At 61.7% G+C, this 21,482-nt stretch carries 22 protein-coding genes; 15 read left to right on the top strand and 7 right to left on the bottom strand.

Annotated elements, in window-relative coordinates:
* Positions 1 to 20: 20 nt before the first annotated feature.
* Together FHW83_RS25910 and FHW83_RS25905 are read left to right on the top strand one after the other, a co-directional pair.
* Positions 21 to 485: a DUF494 family protein gene (locus tag FHW83_RS25910; RefSeq protein WP_176649253.1), complete on the top strand. Its 465-nt coding sequence runs from the start codon at positions 21 to 23 to the stop codon at positions 483 to 485.
* A 197-nt stretch (positions 486 to 682) separates the two neighbouring features.
* Positions 683 to 3,340: a DNA topoisomerase III gene (locus tag FHW83_RS25905; protein WP_176649252.1), complete on the top strand. Its 2,658-nt coding sequence runs from the start codon at positions 683 to 685 to the stop codon at positions 3,338 to 3,340.
* Positions 3,341 to 3,423: 83 nt separating this feature from the next.
* Here FHW83_RS25905 and FHW83_RS25900 read toward each other — a convergent pair whose 3' ends face one another.
* Complete coding sequence (locus FHW83_RS25900; RefSeq protein WP_176649251.1) at positions 3,424 to 4,092, bottom strand: hypothetical protein; 669 nt, start codon at positions 4,090 to 4,092, stop codon at positions 3,424 to 3,426.
* Positions 4,093 to 4,154: 62 nt separating this feature from the next.
* Between FHW83_RS25900 and FHW83_RS25895 the strand changes: the two genes are divergently transcribed.
* From FHW83_RS25895 to FHW83_RS25885, 3 genes are all read left to right on the top strand, one after another.
* On the top strand, positions 4,155 to 4,676 hold the full coding sequence (locus FHW83_RS25895; protein WP_229224367.1) for an O-acetyl-ADP-ribose deacetylase: 522 nt from the start codon (positions 4,155 to 4,157) through the stop codon (positions 4,674 to 4,676).
* A 105-nt stretch (positions 4,677 to 4,781) separates the two neighbouring features.
* The gene (gene arr, locus FHW83_RS25890) at positions 4,782 to 5,177 is read left to right on the top strand and encodes an NAD(+)--rifampin ADP-ribosyltransferase (RefSeq protein WP_176649249.1); all 396 of its coding nucleotides are present in this window, start codon (positions 4,782 to 4,784) and stop codon (positions 5,175 to 5,177) included.
* 8 nt (positions 5,178 to 5,185) lie between these two features.
* Positions 5,186 to 5,572: a DUF488 domain-containing protein gene (locus tag FHW83_RS25885; RefSeq protein ID WP_176649248.1), complete on the top strand. Its 387-nt coding sequence runs from the start codon at positions 5,186 to 5,188 to the stop codon at positions 5,570 to 5,572.
* Between the two features lie 90 nt (positions 5,573 to 5,662).
* On the opposite strand, the gene FHW83_RS25880 is transcribed toward FHW83_RS25885, so the two are convergent.
* Positions 5,663 to 6,346: a hypothetical protein gene (locus FHW83_RS25880; RefSeq protein WP_176649247.1), complete on the bottom strand. Its 684-nt coding sequence runs from the start codon at positions 6,344 to 6,346 to the stop codon at positions 5,663 to 5,665.
* A 79-nt stretch (positions 6,347 to 6,425) separates the two neighbouring features.
* On the opposite strand from FHW83_RS25880, the gene FHW83_RS25875 reads away from it, so the two are divergent.
* From FHW83_RS25875 to FHW83_RS25860, 4 genes are all read left to right on the top strand, one after another.
* Positions 6,426 to 7,328 (top strand): LysR family transcriptional regulator, encoded by a 903-nt coding sequence (locus tag FHW83_RS25875; protein ID WP_176649246.1) that lies wholly within the window; start codon positions 6,426 to 6,428, stop codon positions 7,326 to 7,328.
* A 106-nt stretch (positions 7,329 to 7,434) separates the two neighbouring features.
* Complete coding sequence (locus FHW83_RS25870; RefSeq protein ID WP_176649245.1) at positions 7,435 to 7,914, top strand: hypothetical protein; 480 nt, start codon at positions 7,435 to 7,437, stop codon at positions 7,912 to 7,914.
* A 66-nt stretch (positions 7,915 to 7,980) separates the two neighbouring features.
* Positions 7,981 to 8,466 carry a hypothetical protein gene (locus FHW83_RS25865; protein ID WP_176649244.1) on the top strand — a complete coding sequence of 162 codons (486 nt, stop codon included), beginning with the start codon at positions 7,981 to 7,983 and terminating at the stop codon, positions 8,464 to 8,466.
* Between the two features lie 125 nt (positions 8,467 to 8,591).
* Entirely contained in the window at positions 8,592 to 10,160 is a 1,569-nt protein-coding gene (locus tag FHW83_RS25860) for a methyl-accepting chemotaxis protein (RefSeq protein ID WP_176649243.1), read from the top strand.
* Between the two features lie 96 nt (positions 10,161 to 10,256).
* Here FHW83_RS25860 and FHW83_RS25855 read toward each other — a convergent pair whose 3' ends face one another.
* The 4 genes from FHW83_RS25855 to FHW83_RS25840 all read right to left on the bottom strand — a co-directional run bounded on the left by FHW83_RS25855 (position 10,257) and on the right by FHW83_RS25840 (position 16,891).
* Positions 10,257 to 13,841, bottom strand: coding sequence for a M1 family aminopeptidase (locus FHW83_RS25855; RefSeq protein WP_176649242.1), 3,585 nt, complete (start codon positions 13,839 to 13,841; stop codon positions 10,257 to 10,259).
* 9 nt (positions 13,842 to 13,850) lie between these two features.
* Positions 13,851 to 14,744: an ABC transporter ATP-binding protein gene (locus tag FHW83_RS25850; protein ID WP_176649241.1), complete on the bottom strand. Its 894-nt coding sequence runs from the start codon at positions 14,742 to 14,744 to the stop codon at positions 13,851 to 13,853.
* 167 nt (positions 14,745 to 14,911) lie between these two features.
* Positions 14,912 to 16,108: an ABC transporter permease gene (locus FHW83_RS25845; protein ID WP_176649240.1), complete on the bottom strand. Its 1,197-nt coding sequence runs from the start codon at positions 16,106 to 16,108 to the stop codon at positions 14,912 to 14,914.
* Positions 16,109 to 16,111: 3 nt separating this feature from the next.
* Positions 16,112 to 16,891 carry an ATP-binding cassette domain-containing protein gene (locus tag FHW83_RS25840; protein ID WP_176649239.1) on the bottom strand — a complete coding sequence of 260 codons (780 nt, stop codon included), beginning with the start codon at positions 16,889 to 16,891 and terminating at the stop codon, positions 16,112 to 16,114.
* 112 nt (positions 16,892 to 17,003) lie between these two features.
* Between FHW83_RS25840 and FHW83_RS25835 the strand changes: the two genes are divergently transcribed.
* Together FHW83_RS25835 and coq7 are read left to right on the top strand one after the other, a co-directional pair.
* Positions 17,004 to 17,438, top strand: a complete 435-nt coding sequence (locus tag FHW83_RS25835) for a hypothetical protein (protein ID WP_176649238.1) — start codon at positions 17,004 to 17,006, stop codon at positions 17,436 to 17,438.
* Positions 17,439 to 17,473: 35 nt separating this feature from the next.
* Positions 17,474 to 18,118: a 2-polyprenyl-3-methyl-6-methoxy-1,4-benzoquinone monooxygenase gene (coq7, locus tag FHW83_RS25830; RefSeq protein WP_176649237.1), complete on the top strand. Its 645-nt coding sequence runs from the start codon at positions 17,474 to 17,476 to the stop codon at positions 18,116 to 18,118.
* Between the two features lie 41 nt (positions 18,119 to 18,159).
* Here coq7 and FHW83_RS25825 read toward each other — a convergent pair whose 3' ends face one another.
* Positions 18,160 to 18,582 carry an OsmC family protein gene (locus FHW83_RS25825; RefSeq protein ID WP_176649236.1) on the bottom strand — a complete coding sequence of 141 codons (423 nt, stop codon included), beginning with the start codon at positions 18,580 to 18,582 and terminating at the stop codon, positions 18,160 to 18,162.
* Positions 18,583 to 18,804: 222 nt separating this feature from the next.
* Between FHW83_RS25825 and rplM the strand changes: the two genes are divergently transcribed.
* The 4 genes from rplM (at position 18,805) to erpA (ending at position 21,283) form a co-directional block, all read left to right on the top strand.
* Positions 18,805 to 19,233: a 50S ribosomal protein L13 gene (rplM, locus tag FHW83_RS25820; protein WP_056157909.1), complete on the top strand. Its 429-nt coding sequence runs from the start codon at positions 18,805 to 18,807 to the stop codon at positions 19,231 to 19,233.
* Positions 19,234 to 19,242: 9 nt separating this feature from the next.
* Positions 19,243 to 19,635: a 30S ribosomal protein S9 gene (gene rpsI / locus FHW83_RS25815; RefSeq protein ID WP_092279325.1), complete on the top strand. Its 393-nt coding sequence runs from the start codon at positions 19,243 to 19,245 to the stop codon at positions 19,633 to 19,635.
* A gap of 174 nt (positions 19,636 to 19,809) precedes the next feature.
* Complete coding sequence (gene argC, locus FHW83_RS25810) at positions 19,810 to 20,847, top strand: N-acetyl-gamma-glutamyl-phosphate reductase (protein ID WP_176649235.1); 1,038 nt, start codon at positions 19,810 to 19,812, stop codon at positions 20,845 to 20,847.
* A gap of 85 nt (positions 20,848 to 20,932) precedes the next feature.
* On the top strand, positions 20,933 to 21,283 hold the full coding sequence (gene erpA / locus FHW83_RS25805; RefSeq protein WP_155463732.1) for an iron-sulfur cluster insertion protein ErpA: 351 nt from the start codon (positions 20,933 to 20,935) through the stop codon (positions 21,281 to 21,283).
* Positions 21,284 to 21,482 lie beyond the last annotated feature (199 nt).

The following is a 21,482-nucleotide window of genomic DNA, read 5'->3' as shown; positions in this document are numbered from 1 at the left end:
TTAACTGATAGAGTAGAGCCATGTTCGACGTCCTTGTTTATCTCTACGAGACTTATTACCGTCCCGATGCCTGCCCTGAACCGGCGGCATTGGCCAAGAAGCTGTCGGCTGTCGGTTTTGACGATGTCGAGATCTCCGAGGCGCTGGTCTGGCTCACCGACCTGACCGCCATGGCCGGGGTTGAACACTCGCTGACCGCCGCCTCCACCGGCACCCGCTTCTACGTGGAAGAGGAAACCGACGCACTGGGCGGCGCCGCCATCGGCTTCATCCAGTTCCTCGAGTCGGCCAAGGTATTGTCTCCGCTGCAACGCGAGATCGTGGTCGAGCGCGCGCTGGCGCTGGACGAGGCGCCGGTCTCGCTGGGCAAACTCAAGGTCATCGTGCTGATGTTGCTCTGGAGCCAGGGCAAGGAACCCGACGCCCTGATGTTCGACGACTTGTTCGGCTCGGACGAGGACCAGGCGCCCCGCCTGTTGCATTAACGTCCGATAAAATTTCCCTCTGAGCAACAAATCACGCCATAATCGGCGCGGAGTTGTTGTAGGCTTGCGATTCGATCGGCAATCCGCTTATTATTGGCGCTTTGACAAGACTGTGACGGAAACGTGCAGCTTGCCCCGCGATCCATGTATGATGCGCATGCTGTTTCCCCCAAGTGTTAAAAACGAGATACTAAAATATGAGCAAAACCCTCATCATCGCCGAGAAGCCTTCTGTCGCGAACGACATCGCGAAGACGCTAGGCGGCTTTACCAAGCACGATGAGTACTTTGAATCCGACGAGTACGTGTTGTCCTCCGCCGTCGGTCACCTGCTGGAAATCGCCGTCCCGGAAGAGCACGACGTCAAGCGCGGCAAATGGAGCTTCGCGCACCTGCCGATGATCCCGCCGTATTTCGCGCTCAACCCGATCGCCAAGACCGAGGCGCGCCTCAAGGTGCTGAACAAGCTCATCAAGCGCAAGGATGTCGACACCCTGATCAACGCATGCGACGCGGGCCGCGAAGGTGAACTGATCTTCCGCCTGATCGCGCAGAACGCCAAGGCCAAGCAGCCGGTCAAGCGCCTGTGGCTGCAATCGATGACGCCGGCCGCCATCCGCGACGGCTTCGCCCACCTGCGCAGCGACGAGGAAATGATGCCGCTGGCCGACGCCGCGCGCTGCCGCTCGGAGGCGGACTGGCTGATCGGCATCAACGGCACCCGCGCCATGACCGCCTTCAACTCGAAGGAGGGCGGCTTCTACCTGACCACCGTGGGCCGCGTGCAGACGCCGACCCTGTCGATCGTGGTCGAGCGCGAAGAGAAGATCAAGAAATTCGTGCCGCGCGACTACTGGGAGGTGCGCGCGGAGTTCGTCTGCGCCGCCGGCGTGTACGAAGGCCGCTGGCTGGACACCAAGTTCAAGAAGGACGAGACCGATCCCGAGAAGCGCGCCGAGCGCCTGTGGAGCAAGGCCGCGGCCGACTCCATCGCGCTGGCCGTGCGCGGCAAGCAGGGCAACGTCACCGAGGAGGCCAAGCCGACCACCTCGATGGCGCCGGCGCTGTTCGATCTGACCAGCCTGCAGCGCGAGGCCAACTCGCGCTTCGGCTTCTCGGCCAAGAACACCCTGGGCCTGGCGCAGGCGCTGTACGAAAAGCACAAGGTGCTGACCTACCCGCGTACCGATTCGCGCTTCCTGCCGGAAGACTATCTGGACACCGTCAAGCAGACGCTGGAGGTGGTGAAGGGCAATAACAACTACCACCAGTTCGCCAAGCAGATCCTCGACAAGGGCTGGGTCAAGCCGAACAAGCGCATCTTCGACAACACCAAGATCTCGGACCACTTCGCGATCATCCCGACCACCATCGCGCCGAAGAACCTGTCCGAGCCGGAACAGAAGTTGTACGACCTGGTGACGCGCCGCTTCATGGCGGTGTTCTTCCCGGCCGCCGAGTTCCAGGTCACCACCCGCTACACCGAAGTATCGGGCCACACCTTCAAGACCGAGGGCAAGGTGATGACCAATCCGGGCTGGCTGGCCATCTACGGCAAGGAAGCCGACAGCGACGACAATGAAAAGGAAGGCAACAACAAGAGCCTGGTGCCGGTCGCCAAGGGCGAGAAGGTGCTGACCGACCGGGTGGACGCCAACGGCCTGGTCACCAAGCCGCCGGCACGCTACACCGAGGCGACGCTGCTGTCGGCCATGGAAGGCGCGGGCAAGCTGGTGGAGGACGACGAATTGCGCGACGCCATGGCCGGCAAAGGCCTGGGCACGCCAGCCACGCGCGCGGCCACCATCGAGGGGCTGCTGACCGAGAAATATCTGCTGCGCGAGGGCCGCGAACTGATGCCGACCGCCAAAGCCTTCCAGCTGATGACGCTGCTGCGCGGCCTGGGCGTGAACGAGCTGACCGCGCCCGAGCTGACCGGCGAGTGGGAATACAAGCTGTCGCAGATGGAGAAGGGCAAGATCTCGCGTGACGAGTTCATGCGTGAGATCGCGCAGATGACCCAGGTGATTGTCAAGCGCGCCAAGGAATACAATAACGACACCATTCCGGGCGACTACCACACCATGCGCACGCCGTGCCCGAACTGCGGCGGCGTGGTGAAGGAAAACTATCGCCGCTTCGCCTGCACCAAGTGCGATTTCTCGATGAGCAAAACGCCGGGCGGGCGCCAGTTTGAAATCGAGGAAGTGGAACAACTGCTGAAGGACCGCACCATCGGTCCGCTGCAGGGTTTCCGCTCCAAGATGGGCCGTCCGTTCGCCGCCATCCTGCGCATCGTGCGCGACGAGGACATCAACAACTTCAAGCTGGAATTCGACTTCGGCCAGAACGACGATTCGGAAGATTCGGAACCGGTGGACTTCACCGAGCAGACGCCGCTGGGCCCGTGCCCGAAGTGCAACGGCGGCGTGTACGAGATGGGTCTGGCGTACGTGTGCGAACACAGCGTGGCCAAGCCGAAGACCTGCGACTTCCGCAGCGGCCGCATCATCCTGCAACAGGAGATTCTGCCGGAGCAGATGGCCAAGCTGCTCAACGAAGGCAAGACCGACCTGCTGCCGGGCTTCATCTCGCAGCGCACGCGCCGTCCGTTCAAGGCCTTCCTGGTAAAGGGCAAGGACGGCAAGATCAGCTTCGAGTTTGAAGAGCGCAAAGCCAAAGCGCCGGCCAAAGGCAAGGCCGTCGCGGCCGCGGACGACGGCGGCGAGGAAAAAGCGGCGCCGGCCAAAAAAGCGGCGGCAGCGGTGAAAAAGCCGGCGGCGAAAAAAGCCGTGGCCAAGAAACCGGCGGCAAAGAAAGCGGCGTCCAAAAAAGCCGCCGCCACCGCCGAGTAAAAGCAAACGGGACCATCACGGTCCCGTTTTTTTACCGCCGTCATTCCGGCGAAGGCCGGAATCCATAGAACGCAAGCCATACCCTACAGTTTTGCGCCACGCTCCAGCGCCGCCAGGTAAGCACTGGACGCCGCCGCGCGCGCCATCTTCTCCTGCACGTGCGCGAGCTCATACGCGTGGATATCGTTCATGACCTGCCGCGCGGCCTCGTAGCGGTCGATCACATCATCGTCATGGAACATCAGCTGGCCGTCGTGCACACTGATGACATCGCGATTCTTCTCAACGATGGTGAACATCTCGCGCACCGCGTTGATCCAGCGATCGCGATTAGCGTAAAACTCCGCCTGCTCGGTCAGCGTGCGGTTCACCGATGGAATCAAGCCTTGCTCGTACTCGCGCGCCTTATCGGCTGGGAGCGCCGCGATCGCCTCCGTGATCTGCTTCATCGCCGCCGGTACAAACCTGGCGAACATCTGCTGATGCACCTGATGCAGCTCCGCGAGCCTGGCCACCGTATCGAGCGCCTCGCGCGTACCTTCCTCGGTCGCGACGCTCTCGAGCATAAACAGACGCTCCAGCCGCAACGCCGACTGCGCCTGCTGATAAGCCCCCGCCGCCTGCTGCGCCATCCCACCGACCTGCCGCGCAAGTTGAATCAATTGGAGTTCAGTTGGATGCATATCTCGGATAGAGAAAAATATTGCAAATTCTACCATCATTAACTTGCCCTCATTGTCGTTATCTGGCATGTTGACGTTGGTACCAGTGATCTTTTTTAATCATATCGATGTCACAAAATGAACGGGTAAGCATGAAAGCGATCAAAGCGGACATCACCACGCTGGCGGTCGATGCTATTGTCAACGCCGCCAATTCGTCGCTGCTTGGCGGCGGAGGTGTGGATGGCGCCATCCATCGCGCGGCGGGACCGGAGCTGGTGCAGGAATGCCGGCTGCTCGGTGGCTGCAAAACGGGCGACGCTAAAATCACCAAGGGCTACCGGCTGCCAGCCGGGCACGTCATCCATACTGTCGGGCCGGTGTGGCGGGGTGGCGATCAGGGAGAGCCGCAACTGCTGGCCTCCTGCTACCGGCGCGCGCTGGAGCTGGCGGTGGCGAACGGAGCGCGTAGCATTGCCTTCCCCAGCATTAGCACCGGCATTTACGGCTATCCTGTCGAGCAGGCTGCCGAGACCGCGGTGGCGACCGTGCGCGCCGGACAGTTTGAGGGCGACGTGATTTTCTGCTGCTTTTCCGAGGCCGATCTGCGTGTCTACGAACTTGTGCTCGCGCGCGCCGAGGGCGAGTCGGGCAATGTGCCGAAACCCATGTGACACCGGATTCCCGATACAGCATTCTGTTAAGTTCAACGTTAGGTCTCTGTGCGTGACTTTTTTATCAGATAATTGAACGTGCTCGCTAACAGTCGGAGGGAACGTATGGCCGTTTTAGATACTGGACCGTTTTACCATGGGACGAAGGCTGATCTGCAGGTCGGCGATCTTTTGACGGCCGGTTTCAGGTCCAACTACGACAACAGCGTGGTGATGAACCACATCTATTTCACGGCACTGCCCAAGGGGGCGGGACTTGCTGCGGAAATGGCGAAGGGGGATGGCAGGCCGCGCGTCTACATCGTTGAGCCGACAGGGGAGTTCGAGAACGATCCCAATGTCACCGACAAGAAGTTCCCCGGCAATCCAACGCGATCGTATCGGTCGGCGTCGCCGTTGAAAGTTGTCGGGGAGCTCGACAGCTGGGAACTGTTCGATGCTGAATTCATCCAGAATCTCAGGAGCCGCGTTGCAGAGGGCATGGGCGAAATCATCAACTAGAGGCGAGCATGGCGATACGTGTGGTGCGGCTGGGGACGGAGCGTGTGGAGGACGAGGGCGTGCGCATCGGAACGGTCCGCCGTCCGCCGCGTGGCGTGCCCAAGACCAGGTTCGCTTCAGACAATTGGTACGATGTGTGGTATCCGAACTTGTCGCCCAGCGCGGAGACGATGCAGCTAGGCTTGCACGCCGAGACGCCGGCGCAATGGAACAGTTTTGCCCGCAAGTACAAAGCGGAAATGGCCGAGCCCGAAGCCGCTCACTCTATCGCGCTGCTGGCGACGCTATCGCATCAAAGCAATTTCTCCGTCGGCTGCTACTGCGAAGACGAATCGCACTGTCATCGCTCCATTCTTCGTGAGCTGCTCACCAAGGCCGGCGCCAGCATGGCGTGAAGTGCCTAGATCTTAGACCGCCGAATCCGACCAAATTACCTGTCGAGCCATTTGCTGAGGCGCTGCTTTAGCTTGTGGCGCTATCTTGGGTTACTTGAGGTCGTCCGTATAGTAGTAGATGGTGCCCTTGATGGCGTCGCGGCGGATGTGGAGGGCGGTGGCGATTTCCGCAGGCGTCGGCTCGCGCAGGCCTTGTTTGATGAGGGTGATGGATTCGGCCGATGCGCGCGGCGTCGCGCTGTAGGACAGGATGTGGTCGTAGTCCGGGCGGCTGTCGATCCGCTTCACAAGGTAGCGTTGTTTGCCGCCGCCGATCTGCATGTAGGTGGCGGTGCCGCTAACGCGGGTCTCTGGCGACAGCTTGCGGAACATGAGCACTTGGTCGATCACGATGGTCGCCGCCGCATACTGCGTCTTGCCGCCTTGTTCGAAATGGCCCGACACCAGATCCGCCTTGAAGTGCTTGAGCGGCGCGGGCGCCTGTGGCGCCAGGCGCGAGAGTTCGAACTTTTCCGGCGCGATGGTCCACAGGACGGTCTTGCCATCGAGGCGTTGGCGCAACGCGGCGTCGGTGGCGGGATCGGCCACGTGCACTTGCAGGATCACCTGATAGTCATGCGGCGCATGGAACATCGGCAGGTGCGAGGCGTACAGGCCGTCCTTGCCGCCGAACAGCGCCATGCCGTGCTCGCCGTAGGTGAGGTCGGCGGCGTTGGCGCTGCCAGCCAGCAGCAATGCAAGCAGCGCCGTCTTGCGGTAAGTCGATCGTTTCATCATAGTTCCGGAATGGTAAGATGACCGTCGTATCCAGTAAAGCAACTTAAATTCATCTTTTGTATCCCATCAGGAAACCATGAATCTCAGCGACTTGCGCATCTTCGTCAGCGCCGCGCGGCAGCCTTCGCTGGGCGCGGCGGCGCGGGAGATGCATTTGACGCCGTCCGCCGTGTCGAAAGCGCTCAAGCGACTGGAGGATGTGCTGGGCAAGCCGCTGTTCGACCGCAGTGGCAAGCAACTGGTGCTGAACGTCAGCGGCCAATTGTTGCTGGACCGCGCGCAGACGCTGCTGGCGCTGGCCGACCAGGCCAAGGCCGACCTGATGGGCGAGCAGGCCGCGATCGATTGCCGCATCGGCGGGCCGGCTATTTTGCTGTGGCGGCATGGCGCGATGCTGTCGCAAGCCTTGAGCGCGTATCCGGAAGCCAGCCTGCGCATGCAGGCGATGTTTGAAGACGAGGCGCTGGCCGCCCTGGCGCGTGGCGATATCAACGGAGCCATCGTCACCAACGATGTGATCGAAGGTCGCGGCGAGCATTGGTCGGACCAATGGACGGTGACTCCGCTGGGCAGCATCACGCTGCACCTGATGGCGGGCAGGCTGCATCCGTTGGCCAAGGCGCGCAAGCTGAAGGTGAAGACCAGCGAAGTGCTGAAGCACGACTTCGCCTGTCCCCCGCGTTCGCTGTTCTGCGGCATGCGGCGCGGCGCGCGTTCCGACGGCTGGCGCGATGATCAACAGCCGCGCAAGATCCGCTATTGGGCGGATGACCTGCAACTGTTGCTGGCGCTGGTGAAATCCGGCGAGGCGCTGGCTTACCTGCCGGACTTCGCGCTGGCCGATAGCGAGTTGCGCCGCATTGAAGTCGTCGATCGCGCCTTCGAATGCGTGGAGCATGTGGCGCTGGTGTGGAACCACGCGCAGGCCAGCGGCTGGCAGCGTGGATTGGCCGAGTCACTTGCTGGATACAACTCGTAACTTTTCTTACGGAACTTTGGTCGTCGCGCGACGCGGCTGTCGCGTTGAATGCTCAAGAACGCTGATTTGAACAGCGATCTGCCAACCCAAGAAAAGGAACACCGCCATGAAAACCAAAACTCTGATGATGACCGGCCTGCTTTCGATGATCAGCGCTGCCGCATTTGCGCAGACACCAGTGGCCCAGGTTCACCAAGACAACGCGCAGATTCGCCAGGACACGCAACAGATCCGTCAGGACACCCGCGAGATCAAGCACGACAATGCCGTGATCGCGGAGAAGAAAGGCGAAGTGGCCGCCGACAAGCAACAGCTGCGCGCGGAAAAGCAGGAGCGCAATGCGCTGGCCCGCGCCGAGCATGCCGAGCTCAAGAAAGGTGACCTGGTAGGCGCCAGGCAGCTGGATCAGGCCCGCCGCGACGAGCAGCATGCCATCAAGCAGGAAAAGCATGAACTCCGGCATGACCAGAAGGTGATCGCCAACCACAAGGCGGACAAGCAGGAAGCCAAGCTGGCCCGCCATGAGGAAAAAGTGGAGCGTCACGAAGACCGGGTCAAACGCGATCACGACGCCGGCAAGATCTGATTGCGTTTTCTGTAACTAAACCGGGCGCCTACAAAACGCCCGGTTTAGTGCTATATTGAAGACATCATGACCGTCTCGCTCAACACCGTTACCTCCAATGCGGCCTACCAGCCGTATGTTCCGACCGTCTCCCCGGCGTCGTCGGCCGCGGCGTTGTCGTCGCAAGCGGTGAGCTTGTCGGCGCAGTCGGCGGTGGTGGCTTCGCTGGGCGGCTCAACCGGCGCCACGGTGTACACGCCGAGCGGCCTGCTCACCGCGCTGCAGCAGGCAGGGACGGTGGAGGAGCCGGTCAGCGTGCCGGAAGAGGGCAGCAATGTTGACACTTCCACCACGGCGCAGCAGGCGCTGGACCAGGGGATCGTCTCGACGCTGGCCACCAACCCGGCCGCGTCCGGCATCTACAACAGCGCTGGCACCTTCAGCAGCGCCTTGTCTGAACAGGCATCCGCCAACTGGGCGGAATTGCTGAAAACCAATCCCAATCTGGCCAGCACGGTCGTCTCAAGCTCCTATGACATGGGGCTGGTCAACTCCCTCTCCATTAGCGTGTAAGCGCTGAATTAGTTGCTGTGATAAACTGTTGATTCTTTAGGGTAATTACACCTCTTCTACCCGAATCGCAGTTTCAATAGTGGTAACGCTTCTTTAATTCCATAGCGCTCGCGGGCGCACTCATCATGAAAAATTTAAAAATCGGCACGCGCCTTGCGGCGGGCTTTGGCTTGGTATTGGCGTTAATGATCCTGATGACGGTGATTGGCATCCGTCACATGCACACGGTGGCCACCGCCACGCGCGAGATGATGCAGCAGCCGCTGGCGAAGGAACGCATGATTTCGGATTGGTATCGTTTGATTCACACCAGCGTGCGCCGCACGTCGGCCATCTCCAAGAGCTCGGATCCGTCGCTGGGGCCGTTCTTCGCCGAGGAGACCGCGTCGTCCACGGCCGAGGTCAACGGCCTGCAGAAAAAGGTGGAGCCGCTGTTGGAAAGCGATGAGGAAAAAGCTCTGTTCGCCGCCATGATGGACAACCGCAAGCGCTACCTGGCGTCGCGCGACGCCATCGTGGCCTTGAAAAAGGAAGGCAAGTTCGAGGAGGCGGCCGAGGTGCTGGACAAGCGCTTCACGCCGGATGGCAAGGCCTATCTGGGCTCGCTGAGCGGCCTGCTCGACTTGCAGCGCAAGCGCATCGACGCCAACGCCGAGCGGATTGAAGCGCTTTACGAAAGCAACCGCACGTTCATGGTGGTGTTCGGGCTGGTGGTGCTGGCGCTGGGCGTGGTGTGCGCGTGGCGCCTGACGCGCGGCATCACCGTGCCGCTGGGGCAGGCGGTGGATATCGCCGTGGCCGTGGCGCACAAGGATTTGACCTCGCATATCGAAGTCAGCAGCACCGACGAAACCGGCCGCCTGCTGGATGCCCTGCAGAAGATGAATGATGGCCTGATCAGCATCGTCACCGAGGTGCGCAACGGCACCGAAAGCATCTCGACCGCGTCGAGCCAGATAGCGGCCGGCAACCTGGATCTGTCGGGCCGGACCGAGGAGCAGGCCTCCAGCCTGGAGGAGACCGCGTCGTCGATGGAGGAGCTGACCGCGACCGTGAAGCAGAACGCCGACAACGCGCGCCAGGCCAATCAGCTGGCGGTGAAGGCGTCGGAAGTGGCGCAGCGCGGTGGCGGCGTGGTGTCTGAAGTGGTGGACACCATGGACGCGATCACCGGTTCGTCGCGCAAGATCGCCGACATCATCAGTGTGATCGATGGCATCGCGTTCCAGACCAATATCCTGGCGTTGAACGCGGCCGTCGAAGCGGCGCGCGCGGGCGAGCAGGGCCGCGGGTTCGCGGTGGTGGCGTCGGAGGTGCGCAACCTGGCGCAGCGCAGCGCGGCGGCGGCCAAGGAGATCAAGTCGCTGATCGATGATTCGCTGGAAAAGGTGAACGCGGGCAGCGCGCTGGTGACCCAGGCCGGCGCCACCATGCACGAGGTGGTGGACAGCATCCAGCGCGTGACCGACATCGTGGGCGAGATCACCTCCGCCTCGCTGGAGCAGAGCAGCGGCATCGAGCAGGTGAACCAGGCCATCGGCCAGATGGATCAGGTGACGCAGCAGAACGCGGCGCTGGTGGAGGAGGCCGCGGCGGCGGCATCGTCGCTGCACGACCAGGCCGATACGCTGACGGCGATTGTGTCGGTGTTCAAGCTGCAGGAAGGCCCATCCGCCCGCCTGCAGCTCCGCTAAGTACCGTCGTTCCGGCGAAAGCCGGAACCCATGGAACGCATGCGTTAACACGGCTCGTGCGCTCCATGGATTCCGGCCTTCGCCGGAATGACGTGCTTACTGTGCTTGCAGTTCGACGTTGATCAGATTGTCGTCGGGCTTGCGGTCGATCAGTTTGTTGTCGGGATCGATGCCCGCTTTCGCCGGGCGGCCGTTGACGATCACCGTATAGCGGTTTTCCTTCTGCGTGATCAGCATGCGCTCGCGCAGCAGGCTGTTGCCTTCCTTGTCGTCGACGCCGACGTCGATCCAGTCGCGCAGCGGCACGTCTTTCTCCTCGCCTTGCTCGCCGGCGCGTACCTTGGAGGCGCTGACCGTGAAGCTGACCTCGTAACGTCCATCGCTCAGCTTGCGCGCGGTGGCCAAGGTGGCGTGGTTTTCATACAGCACGATGTGGTTGAACAGGTCGTCGATCAGGTAGGCCTGATCCGGCGGCGTCACCTTGCGCAGGGCGTCCACCAGCACCGTCACGCTCGGATACGGGCCGGACTTGCGGCCATACTGGTTCAGGATGTCCTTCAGCGCGGCGTTGACCTTGGCTTCACCCAGGATGTCCTGCAACTGGTACATCGCCAGGCTGCCCTTGCGGTACTGGATGTAGTTCTGGTTCTCGTTCTCCGCCAGCGGCAGTTCCTTCTTGCGCTCCAGCGCGCGGCCGAGCAGGTACTGGTCCAGATCGTAGTGCAGGAAGCGGCGCATTTTGCTGGCGCCGAAGTTCTTCTTCATCACCATCAGCGCCGAATATTCGGCCAGCGTTTCGCTCAGCACGGTGCCGCCGCGCGTGTTGCCGCCCACCAGCTGATGGCCCCACCACTGGTGCGCCACCTCATGCGCGGTGATGTAGAACGGGTAGTCCAGATCCTTGGGATTCTTGTCGTTGACCTTGGCGATAAAGCCCACCGATTCCGAATACGGAATGGTGTTCGGATACGATTGCGCGAACTGCGAGTAGCGCGGGAACTCGACGATGCGCACCAGCTTGTGCTGATACGGCCCAAAATTCTTCGTGTAGTAGTCCAGCGATTCCTTGATGCCCTTGTCCATGCGCTCGAGGTTGTACTCGTGGCCCGGATGGTAGTACAGCTCGATGCCCACGTCCTGCCACCAGTCGCGCTTGACCAGGTAGCGCGCCGACTGGAAGGCGTACATGTTCAGCATCGGCTGATCCATCTTGTAGTGGAAGTAGCGGCGTCCCTTGCTGGTCCAGTCCTTGACCAGCATGCCCGGCGCGATCGCGGTCTGGTCGGCGCTGGTGCTGACGGTGGCGTCAAAGCTGATCCAGTCGGCGTCGTTGCCGGTGAAGTTGTTGGCCAGGCCGGCCGGGTCGTCGCGCGGCAGCATGCGTTCGCGCGCCACCAGCTTGTGCTTCTTGCGGTCGCGCGCATCGTTCAGTTCCCATTCCTGCTGGTAGCCGATGTGCGGCATGATGCCGTTGTTGAAGAAGCTGCCGTTGCCGATCACCGGCGTGTCGCGGCCCAGGCCCAGGATGCCCTGCGGCGCGTAGCTGATCTCAAACTCCATGGCCAGCTGCGCGCCCGGCGCCAGCGGCTTGCTCAGCTTGTAGCTGTAGAAGCCCAGCTCGCTGTCCTGCAGGCCGTTGCGCACCTCCTGGCTGAAGCGCACGCGGTACTGCGCCACGCTGTTGTCCTGCGAGACGATGATGTCGCTGACCGGCTGTGTGGTTTTGTTCTGCAGCACGTAGCGTCCCTTGACGATCAGCGAGCGCTTTTCAGGCCAGATGTCGACGTTGAGCTTGACGTCGGTGATGCGCGGCTGCGGCAGCACGGCGTATTGCTTGTACTTGCGCTCGTAGTCGGCCTTTTCAGTTTCCTTGTGATAGGCCGACTTGAAGCAGTCCGCCACGTACTGGTTGTAGAACAGCACGCCGCCGGCGCCGGCGAAGATCAGCACCCCCACGGCGATGGTGCTCAGCACCGGCATGGTCAGCGCGTGGCGCGCCAGTTGCAGGCGCTGGCGCCAGCCGTCGTTGGTGCCGCGCGCCCAGAACAGCAATGACAGCACGATCAGCAGCAGCGCCGCGCCGCCCCAGTATGCCTCGTACCAGCGCTCCCGCAGCAGGAAGTGGCCGTAGCCGTTCATGGCGGAGTAGGTGATGCTGGGTATGTTGCCATACACCAGCATCGGGTTGTCGAGGCCGATGCCGGGCGCGGTCACGCTGATGATGTAGTAGACGATCATCGCGAAGTAGGCGATGTAGCGCTGGTTGATCAGCACCTGCAGCGCGATCGCCAGTACGGCGGTCAGCGCGTAGCCCGGCATCTGCACCAGGAACAGGTGGTATAGGTACAGGCCCGGCTGCAGCAGGAAGTAGCCCTGGAACACCTGCACCGCCATGCCGGTCAGCATCACGATCACCATCAGCAAGGCCTGCAGGCCGATCAGCGCGAACAGCTTGGACAGCAGCGGCAGCCAGCTCGGCACCGGCATGGCGTCCAGCATCTGGCCCATGTGGGCCTCGCGCTCGCGCCAGATCAGCTCGCCGGCGTAGAAGGTGGTGATCACCATCATGAACAGGGCGAAGGTTTCGCTCACCACTTCCAGCACCTGGTAGGTGACCGGATAGGTGTTGGTGCCGTACATCGAGCCGAGGTCGAGCGAGGCGGCGCCCATCATCAGCACGCCTGCCAGCACGATCACGAGGAAGTAGATGTTCTTGGTGGTCTCGCGCAGGTTGAGCCAGCTGGAGCGCAGCAGCAGCCAGCCGAGGCTGCGCGCGGCGAAGTCGGGCTTTTCCCGCGTGCTGGTGGAGGTGTGCGACAGGTGCTGTGGGATCTCGCCCTCGCCGGTGCTGCCGCGCTTGCCGTGGCCGCTGTCGCTGGTGGCGATGAAGTGGAAGCGCCAGTAGCCGACCAGCAGGCCGACCAGGGCGGCCGAGGCCCAGATCACGCGGTTCAGCAGGTACACGCCTTCCGGCAGGAACAGGCGGAAATTGCGCTCGATGATGGGCCAGTACTCGGTCAGGCGGATCACGGCGGTGGTGCCGAACGGGTCGATCAGGGCGGCGAAGGTCTTGTAGTCGAGGTCGCGCGCCAGGCCGGGCGCCACCATGTAGCCGATCAGCATCACCACGCTGGAGATGTAGACCGGCAGCATGCGCCGCGTCAGCGCGGCCAGGATGAAGAACACGGCGCCGAAGATGAAGATGTTGGGCAGGATGACGATCAGGTAGGGGATCAGGTAGGCGATCGCGTCCGCATGCGCCAGCCGCTCGGGGTCGATGCCGGGGATGAAGCTGCCCAGCCAGGCGCCGAGCAGGATGCTGGTGAAGATCACCGCCAGCGTCAGGTAGGCGCCCAGGAAGCGGCCGAACATGTACTGGTGTTTCTTGATCGGCGCGCTGAAGAAGAAGTGCTGCATGTCGTACTCGAAGTCCTGCTGCACCGAGCGCCCCATCATGGCGGCGATCACGATCACGCCCAGCGAGCCGAGGAAGCTGGTGGTGAACATCAGCGAGCGCGGCGAGTCGATCAGCTGGCTGCCGAAGGTGACCGAGGCGCCTTTGAAGAAGCCGCCGGCGGCGGCCATCCACAACATGGTCAGGGCCAGGAAGCCGAAGAAGTACACCCAAGTGGATAAGAGCTTGAGGCGCTGGCGCGCTTCAAAAAAGGCGATGGCAAACATGATGCGCCCTTAATCGCAGCTGTTCGCGGCGCGGTGGCGGCCGGCGATGGTGGCGAAGTAGACGTCTTCCAGGTCGCCGATTGCTTCCTCGAAGCCGTCGCCGGGATCGGTGTCGCTGTAGACGTGGATCAGGGTGCGGCCGGACAGCAGGCGCGACGAGATCACCGGGTGGCGCAGCTGGAACGAGGGCAGGTCGGCCTTGTTGATGAAGCGGGCCCAGATCTTGTCGCTGACTTCGTGGATCAGTTCCTGCGTGGGCCCGCACAGCAGCAGGTGGCCCTTGTTGATGATGGCCATGTTGGCGCACAGGTCGGCCACGTCGGACACGATGTGGGTGGACAGGATCACGGTCTTGTCCTCGCCGATATCGGACAGCAGGTTGTGGAAGCGCACGCGCTCCTGCGGGTCGAGGCCGGCGGTCGGCTCGTCGACGATGATCAGTTTCGGATCGCCCAGCAGCGCCTGGGCGATGCCGAAACGCTGGCGCATGCCGCCCGAGAAGCCCCCCAGGCGCTGGTGGCGCACCTCGAACAGATTGGTTTGTTGCAGCAGGCCGTCCACCACCTCGCGCCGGCGGTTGCGGTTGCTCAGGCCCTTGAGCACGGCGAAGTGGTCCAGCAGTTCGTAAGCGGTCACTTTCGGGTAGACGCCGAAGTCCTGCGGCAGATAGCCCAGCAGGCGGCGGATTTCATCTTTTTCGTCCAGCACGTCGAGGTCGCCAAAGAAGACCGAGCCGGAATCGCATTCCTGCAAGGTGGCGAGGGTGCGCATCAGCGTCGATTTGCCGGCGCCATTGGGGCCGAGCAAGCCGAACATCCCGGTCGGGATGGTGAGCGAAATGTTGTCCAAAGCCACGACTCCGTTGCTATAGGTTTTGGACAAGTTGCTGATGCTTAATTCCATACTAACTCCTGATTCTGCGCGACAAACCACTTTTCACATGATGGCATTGTATTGAATTTGATCCACAGGAGGGGCGCCATTGCGATGGAAGGCAAAATGGTGCGCCAAAGTGCAGAATTGGCGGAACAGGCCGTTCAGCCGGAAGCGTAGTTGAATAGACAACTTATTCAATTCCTAAACAAAACCTGCTCGCGGTTGAACCACCAGCGGCACAGGGCCAGCAACAGGCCGGCGGTCAACGTTGTGGACAGTAATATCACGGAGAACATGCGGTAGTCCATGGTGCCCTTGACCAGTTCCTTCATCGCCAGCGCGACGTTGGTGAGCGGCAGCATGGCCCATTTCCAGTTCAGCTCCACGCCCGGCAGCAGGGCCACCAGCGTTGGCATGATGGTGACCAGCATCAGCGGCGAAATCAGACCGGCCGCCTCCTTGTAGCTCTTGGCGTAGATCGACAGCGACAGCAGGATGGCGGCGAAGATGGCGGCGGTCGGCACCAGCATCAGCGCCACCATGGCCAGATCGAGCGGGCCGATGGCGCGCACCATCTGCACCACGTCGCCGCCGATGGCGTGGCCGAAGAAGTGCAGCAGCAGGCCGACGCTGACGATCATTAGCAGCGCCGAGGTCAGGCCGACAGTGAACAGCATCAGGAACTTGGCCAGCACGATGGCGGTGCGCGAGACCGGCGCCAGCAGCAGGGTTTCCAGCGTGCCGCGTTCCTTCTCGCCGGCGCCGGTGTCGATCGCCGGATACATCGCCGCCATCAGGCACACCATCAGCAGCACGTAGGGCAACATGCCGCCGACCACCGCGCCCATCTGCTCGCGCTTGTCGGCGGTGGAATGGTCTTCCAACATGATGGGATCGAGCGCGAACGCCAGCTGCCGCTGGTTGAGGTTGAAGGCGGACAGGGCGTGCTCGCGCAGCGCGCGGTTTTCGTTGCCGATCACCGACTGCACGCGCTTGCGGGTCAGGTCAACGGTGGCGGCGCTGTTGTAGTGCAACTGGATCGCGCCTTGTTGTAGCGTGCTCAGGCGGTCGTTGAGGCCGGGCGGGATCACCAGCGCGAACTTGATGCGCTCGGCGGCGATGGCGGCCTTGATTTCTTCCGGGCTGGCCAGCGTGATTTCGTGGAAGCCTTTTTCCCTGGCGAAGCGCTCGGCCAGCTGCGGCGCGTGCTCCTTGCCGAAGATGGCGTAGGCCATGTCGGCGGTGCTGGCTTGCTTGAACATGCTGGAAGACAGGAAGCCGAAGCCGGCGAAGATCAGCGGCATGGCGAACACCGGGATGAAGACGGTGAAGAAGAAGGTGCGGCGGTCGCGCGCCAGTTCCAGTAGTTCCTTGAGGTAGATGGTCCACATGGCTCAGCCTCCCTGATTGATGACGCCGACGAAGGCGTCGTACAGATCGGCGCTGCCGCCCAGGTGGCGCAGCTCGTCGATGCTGCCGTGGAAGGCGGTCTTGCCGTGGTTGATGATGCACACGCGGTCGCACAGCTTTTCCACCTCGTGCAAATGGTGGGTGGAGAAAATCAGCGGCACGCGCAGGGCCTTGTAGCTGGCGATAAAGTCCAGCAGGATCTTGGCCGACATTACGTCCAGCCCCGTGGTAGGCTCGTCGAGGATGACGATCCGCGGCTCATGCACCACGGTGCGGGCGATGGCGCATTTCTGCTTCATGCCGGTGGACAGCTGGTCGGCCCGCTTGTTGCCGAATTCGTGCATCTGCAGCAGCTCGAACAACTCGTCGCAGCGGCGCTTGAGGTAGGCCGGGCTCATGCCGTGCAGGCGGCCAAAGTATTCGATGTTTTCGCGCGCGGTGAGGCGGCCGTACAGGCCGGTGGAGCCGGACAGAAAGCCGATGTGCTGGCGCGCCACGAGCGGATTTTCCAGCAGGTCGACGCCGTTGGCGTGGATGCTGCCGGCGTCGGGCTTGAGGGCGGTGGAGAGCAGGCGCAGGGTGGTGGTCTTGCCGGCGCCGTTGGGGCCGAGCAGGCCCAGCACCTCGCCGGGCGAACAGCGGAAACTGACGTCGCGCACCGCATGGAACCAGCCGTCATGGTCGCGCGGGTCGCGCGTGGCGCTTGTCTTGCCCCCGCGCGCGGGCAGGCGAAAGCGTTTGGCCAGGCTCCTTACCTCGATCATCGTGGTTGCCTCAGGTTTAAAAGTTTCAAGAATAGCATGTCAAAATTCTTGCACGCAAGCTACTGGTTCCACGCAACTCTTGCTATAGTCGCACAAGGGAGCGAACTGAAATATGAATCCGCATCTGAAGGAAAAAATACTGGCTGTGATGCAGAGTGGCGTCGACCGCGACGAGGCCACCGGTTTCTTCCGCGTGGCGCTGGGACTGTACTACCTGTCGGGGCTGATGACCAAGGAAACCCTGGACTTCAAGCAGCTGGACCGCGATTTCAACCGTTTCATCTACCACAGCATCGGCAAGGGGCACAGCATCACCAGCATCCTGCAGTACATGAGCGGGGAGAAGGTGGTGAAGGTGGTCGAGTCGAAGCGCTTCCTGAAGGCGTTTGGCGAGCATTGCACCGAGGTGCCGCTGGAGAACATCCCCTTCCTGCTGGGCCTGAACCTGGGGGTGGCGAAAGACATCTCCAAAATCGACGTGCGCGGGCCGGTGGCCGACTACATCGAGCGCCAGCGTCAGCTGCGTGAAGAGGCGGACGCCGGTTAAAATGTGGCTTTCCATCTGAAGACACGGGTTTGCACATGGCCGCACATCATCATCACACTCCCCTGGACCGTTTCATTGCCGGCGCCGACAAGGCGCTGCGCGTGGTCACCGGCGTTGCTTCGGCGTCGCGACCGACGCCGGCGGCCCATGCGCCGGACGCCGAGATGAGCGAAGCCGAATGCCGTCATGCCGCCGGCCTGATGCGTGTGAACCACGTGGGGGAGGTGTGCGCGCAGGCGCTGTACAACGCGCAGGCGCGCTTCGCCCGCACCGAGCGGATCCGCGAACAGTTCGAGCATTCCAGCCGCGAGGAAGAGGATCACCTGGCGTGGACCGCGCAGCGCCTGGAGGAGCTGAACTCGCACATCAGCGTATTGAATCCGCTGTTCTATGCGGGCGCTTACGCGCTGGGGACGGTAGCGGCGGTGCTGGGCGACGCCCGCAGCCTGGGCTTCGTGGTGGAGACGGAGCGGCAGGTCGAGGCGCACCTGGAAAGCCATCTGGACAAGCTGCCGCCGCAGGACGCCAAATCGCGCGCCATCGTCGACCAGATGCGCATCGACGAAATCGAGCATGGCGCCGCCGCCCAGCGACTCGGCGCCGCCGCCGTGCCGGCGCCGGTGCAGGCCGCCATGTCGGTCATGGGCAAAGTCATGACCAGCACGGCCTACTACATTTGAGCATCAGCCCGTCATTCCGGCCTGCGCCGGAATGACGCGGCTCAGGCTTCGACGATTTCGAAGGAGTGGGTGATTTCGGCGGTCTTGCCCAGCATGATAGAGGCCGAGCAGTATTTGTCGTGCGACAGGGTGATGGCGCGCTCGACCTGCTCCGGCTTCAGGCCCTTGCCGGTCACCACGAAGTGGAAATTGATCTTGGTGAACACTTTGGGCTCGGTGTCGGCGCGTTCGGCTTTGAGCACGCACTCGCAGCCGCGGATGTCGGCGCGGCCTTTTTTCAGGATCAGCACCACATCGTAGGCCGTGCAGCCGCCGGTGCCCAGCAGCACCATTTCCATCGGACGCGGCGCCAGGTTGTGGCCGCCGCCCTCGGGCGCCCCGTCCATGTTGACCAGGTGGCCGGAGCCGGTCTGGGCCAGGAAACTCATGCCCGACGGGCCATTCCAGCTAACTTTGCATTCCATTGCTTTCTCCGTGTGAAAAACTTTGTCCATATTGTAATGGACCGCGCCACCCCTGTGTTTTCGCGGTCCGGCAGCCCATCCGGACTTGACGCGAGCCTGTCCGGGCTGTTATGATTGTCGGCTTTCCATTCGCTCAGGAAAGTAAATAAAAAGGCCGAGTCCGCTGATGTAGCTGGCGGAACCACCATATGAGCGGTAATTTCTAATTTAGAAAGTCATCACATGAAAACTTTTTCCGCTAAAGGACATGAAGTCCAGCGCGACTGGTTCGTGATTGACGCGACGGACAAAGTCCTCGGACGTGTTGCCAGCGAAGTGGCACTCCGACTGCGCGGCAAGCACAAGCCTGAGTTCACCCCTCACGTCGATACCGGCGATTTCATCGTCATCATCAACGCAGGCAAACTGCGCGTGACCGGCACCAAAGCAACCGAGAAGACCTACTACCGTCACTCGGGCTACCCAGGTGGCATCTACGAGACCAACTTCCTGAAAATGCAACAGCGTTTCCCAGGTCGCGCTCTGGAAAAAGCCGTCAAGGGCATGCTGCCAAAAGGCCCACTGGGCTACGCAATGATCAAGAAGCTGAAAGTGTACGCCGAAGGTTCGCACCCGCACGCTGCCCAGCAACCTAAAGCACTCGAAATCTAAGGAACTGACATGATCGGTAACTACAATTACGGCACCGGCCGTCGCAAGAGTGCAGTAGCTCGTGTGTTCATCAAAGCTGGCACTGGCCAAATCATCGTCAACGGCAAACCTGCGTCGGAATACTTCTCGCGCGAAACCGGCCTGATGGTTATTCGTCAACCACTGGAACTGACCGGCAACGTTGAACGTTTCGACATCAAAGTCAACGTCCACGGCGGCGGCGAGTCGGGCCAGGCAGGTGCGGTTCGTCACGGCATCACCCGCGCTCTGATCGACTACGATTCGGGCCTGAAAGGTGATCTGGCACGCGCTGGTTTCGTGACCCGCGATGCACGTGAAGTTGAACGTAAAAAAGTTGGTCTGCGCAAAGCACGTCGCGCAAAACAATTCTCGAAGCGTTAATTTTTACGCTCTGGCGCGCTGCTTGCGGCGCGTCACCAAAAAAGCCGCCGGCCTTGTGTCGGGCGGCTTTTTTACCATTTGGCTGGCGCGTTTTGACCCGTAATACGCCGGTCGCATATGCCTGATAAAATGGCAGACATTCTCCACGCATCCCCTCACTTCAAGGAAAGAACAATGATCAAAGTTGGCATCGTCGGCGGCACCGGATACACCGGGGTAGAACTGCTGCGTTTGTTGGCAGTCCACCCGGATGTGGAACTGACGGCAATCACCTCGCGCAAAGAGGACGGCTTGCCAGTGGCTGACATGTTTCCTTCGCTGCGCGGCCGCGTGAATCTGAAATTCTCGTCGCCGGAAAACGCCGACCTGACCAAATGCGACGTGGTGTTCTTCGCCACCCCGCACGGCGTGGCCATGGCGCAGGCGCCCGAGCTGCTGAAGGCCGGCGTGAAAGTGATCGACCTGGCGGCCGACTTCCGCATCAAGGACAAGGCCGTCTTCGAGAAATGGTACAAGATCGAGCACACCTGCCCGGAACTGCTGGAGCAGGCCGCCTACGGTCTGGCCGAACTGAACCGTGACGACATCAAGAACGCCAAGCTGGTCGCCAACCCGGGCTGCTATCCGACCACCATGCAGCTGGGCTACTACCCGCTGCTGAAGGCCGGCGTGGTGGACGCCAGCGCGCTGATCGCCGACTGCAAGTCGGGCGTGTCCGGCGCCGGCCGCAAGGCGGAAATCGGCACCCTGTTCTCGGAAGCGTCCGACAACTTCAAGGCCTACGGCGTGGCCGGCCACCGTCACACCCCGGAAACCTCGGCCCAGCTGCAGAAGTTCACGTCCGACAAGGTCGGCCTGATCTTCACGCCGCACCTGGTGCCGATGATCCGCGGCATGCACTCGACCCTGTACGCGCGCCTGACCAAGGACATCAGCAACGAAGACTTGCAGAAACTGTTTGAGGACCAATATAAGGACAGCGCCTTCGTCGATGTGATGCCATTCGGCTCGCATCCGGAAACCCGCTCCACCCGTGGTTCGAACATGCTGCGCTTGGCGCTGCACCGTCCGGACAACGGCAATACCGTGATCGTGCTGGTGGTGCAGGACAACCTGGTCAAGGGCGCGTCCGGCCAGGCGGTGCAGTGCATGAACCTGATGTTTGGCCTGGAGGAAACCACCGGTCTGACGCAAATCGCCCTGTTGCCGTAAAACCCGCTGTTTTTGCGGGGTGCGGAGCATAAATCACACCAAGGGTCTATAATGGCCCCTAACTGTTTTCTCGTAGGAGTTAGAAATGAACGCTGTTGCCGAAATGCCAGCACCTATCGTTTTCACCGATAGCGCCGCTGAAAAGGTCGCCCAACTGATCGAAGAGGAAGGCAATCCCGACCTGAAACTGCGCGTGTTCGTGCAGGGCGGCGGCTGCTCCGGCTTCCAGTATGGCTTCACCTTCGACGAAATCGTCAATGAAGACGACACCACCATGGTCAAGAACGGCGTCCAGCTGTTGATCGATTCGATGAGCTACCAGTACCTGGTGGGCGCGGAAATCGACTACAAGGACGACCTGGAAGGCGCCCAGTTCGTGATCAAGAACCCACAGGCGACCTCGACCTGCGGTTGCGGTTCCTCGTTCTCGGTATAAATTCGGATTCGTCCCAAGACGGCGGCCTGCGGGCCGCCGTTTTTTTTGCCGGTCAGGAAAACCTTACAGCAAGATCATCTTGGGATGACATTTCAATTTGCAAATATTGGTTACCATAATGTCATCTGCCGCGTGCTCCTGCCCAGACAGGCGGGAGGCCATAGGGCGTCGTGGCTAATCTCAATATTGCAAGGATAAC

It is taken from the genome of Duganella sp. SG902 (genome assembly GCF_013376005.1).
Lineage (GTDB): Bacteria > Pseudomonadota > Gammaproteobacteria > Burkholderiales > Burkholderiaceae_D > Rugamonas.
The sequence above is the reverse complement of the archived record's forward strand: the minus strand, read 5'-3'. Positions and strand labels throughout refer to the sequence as shown.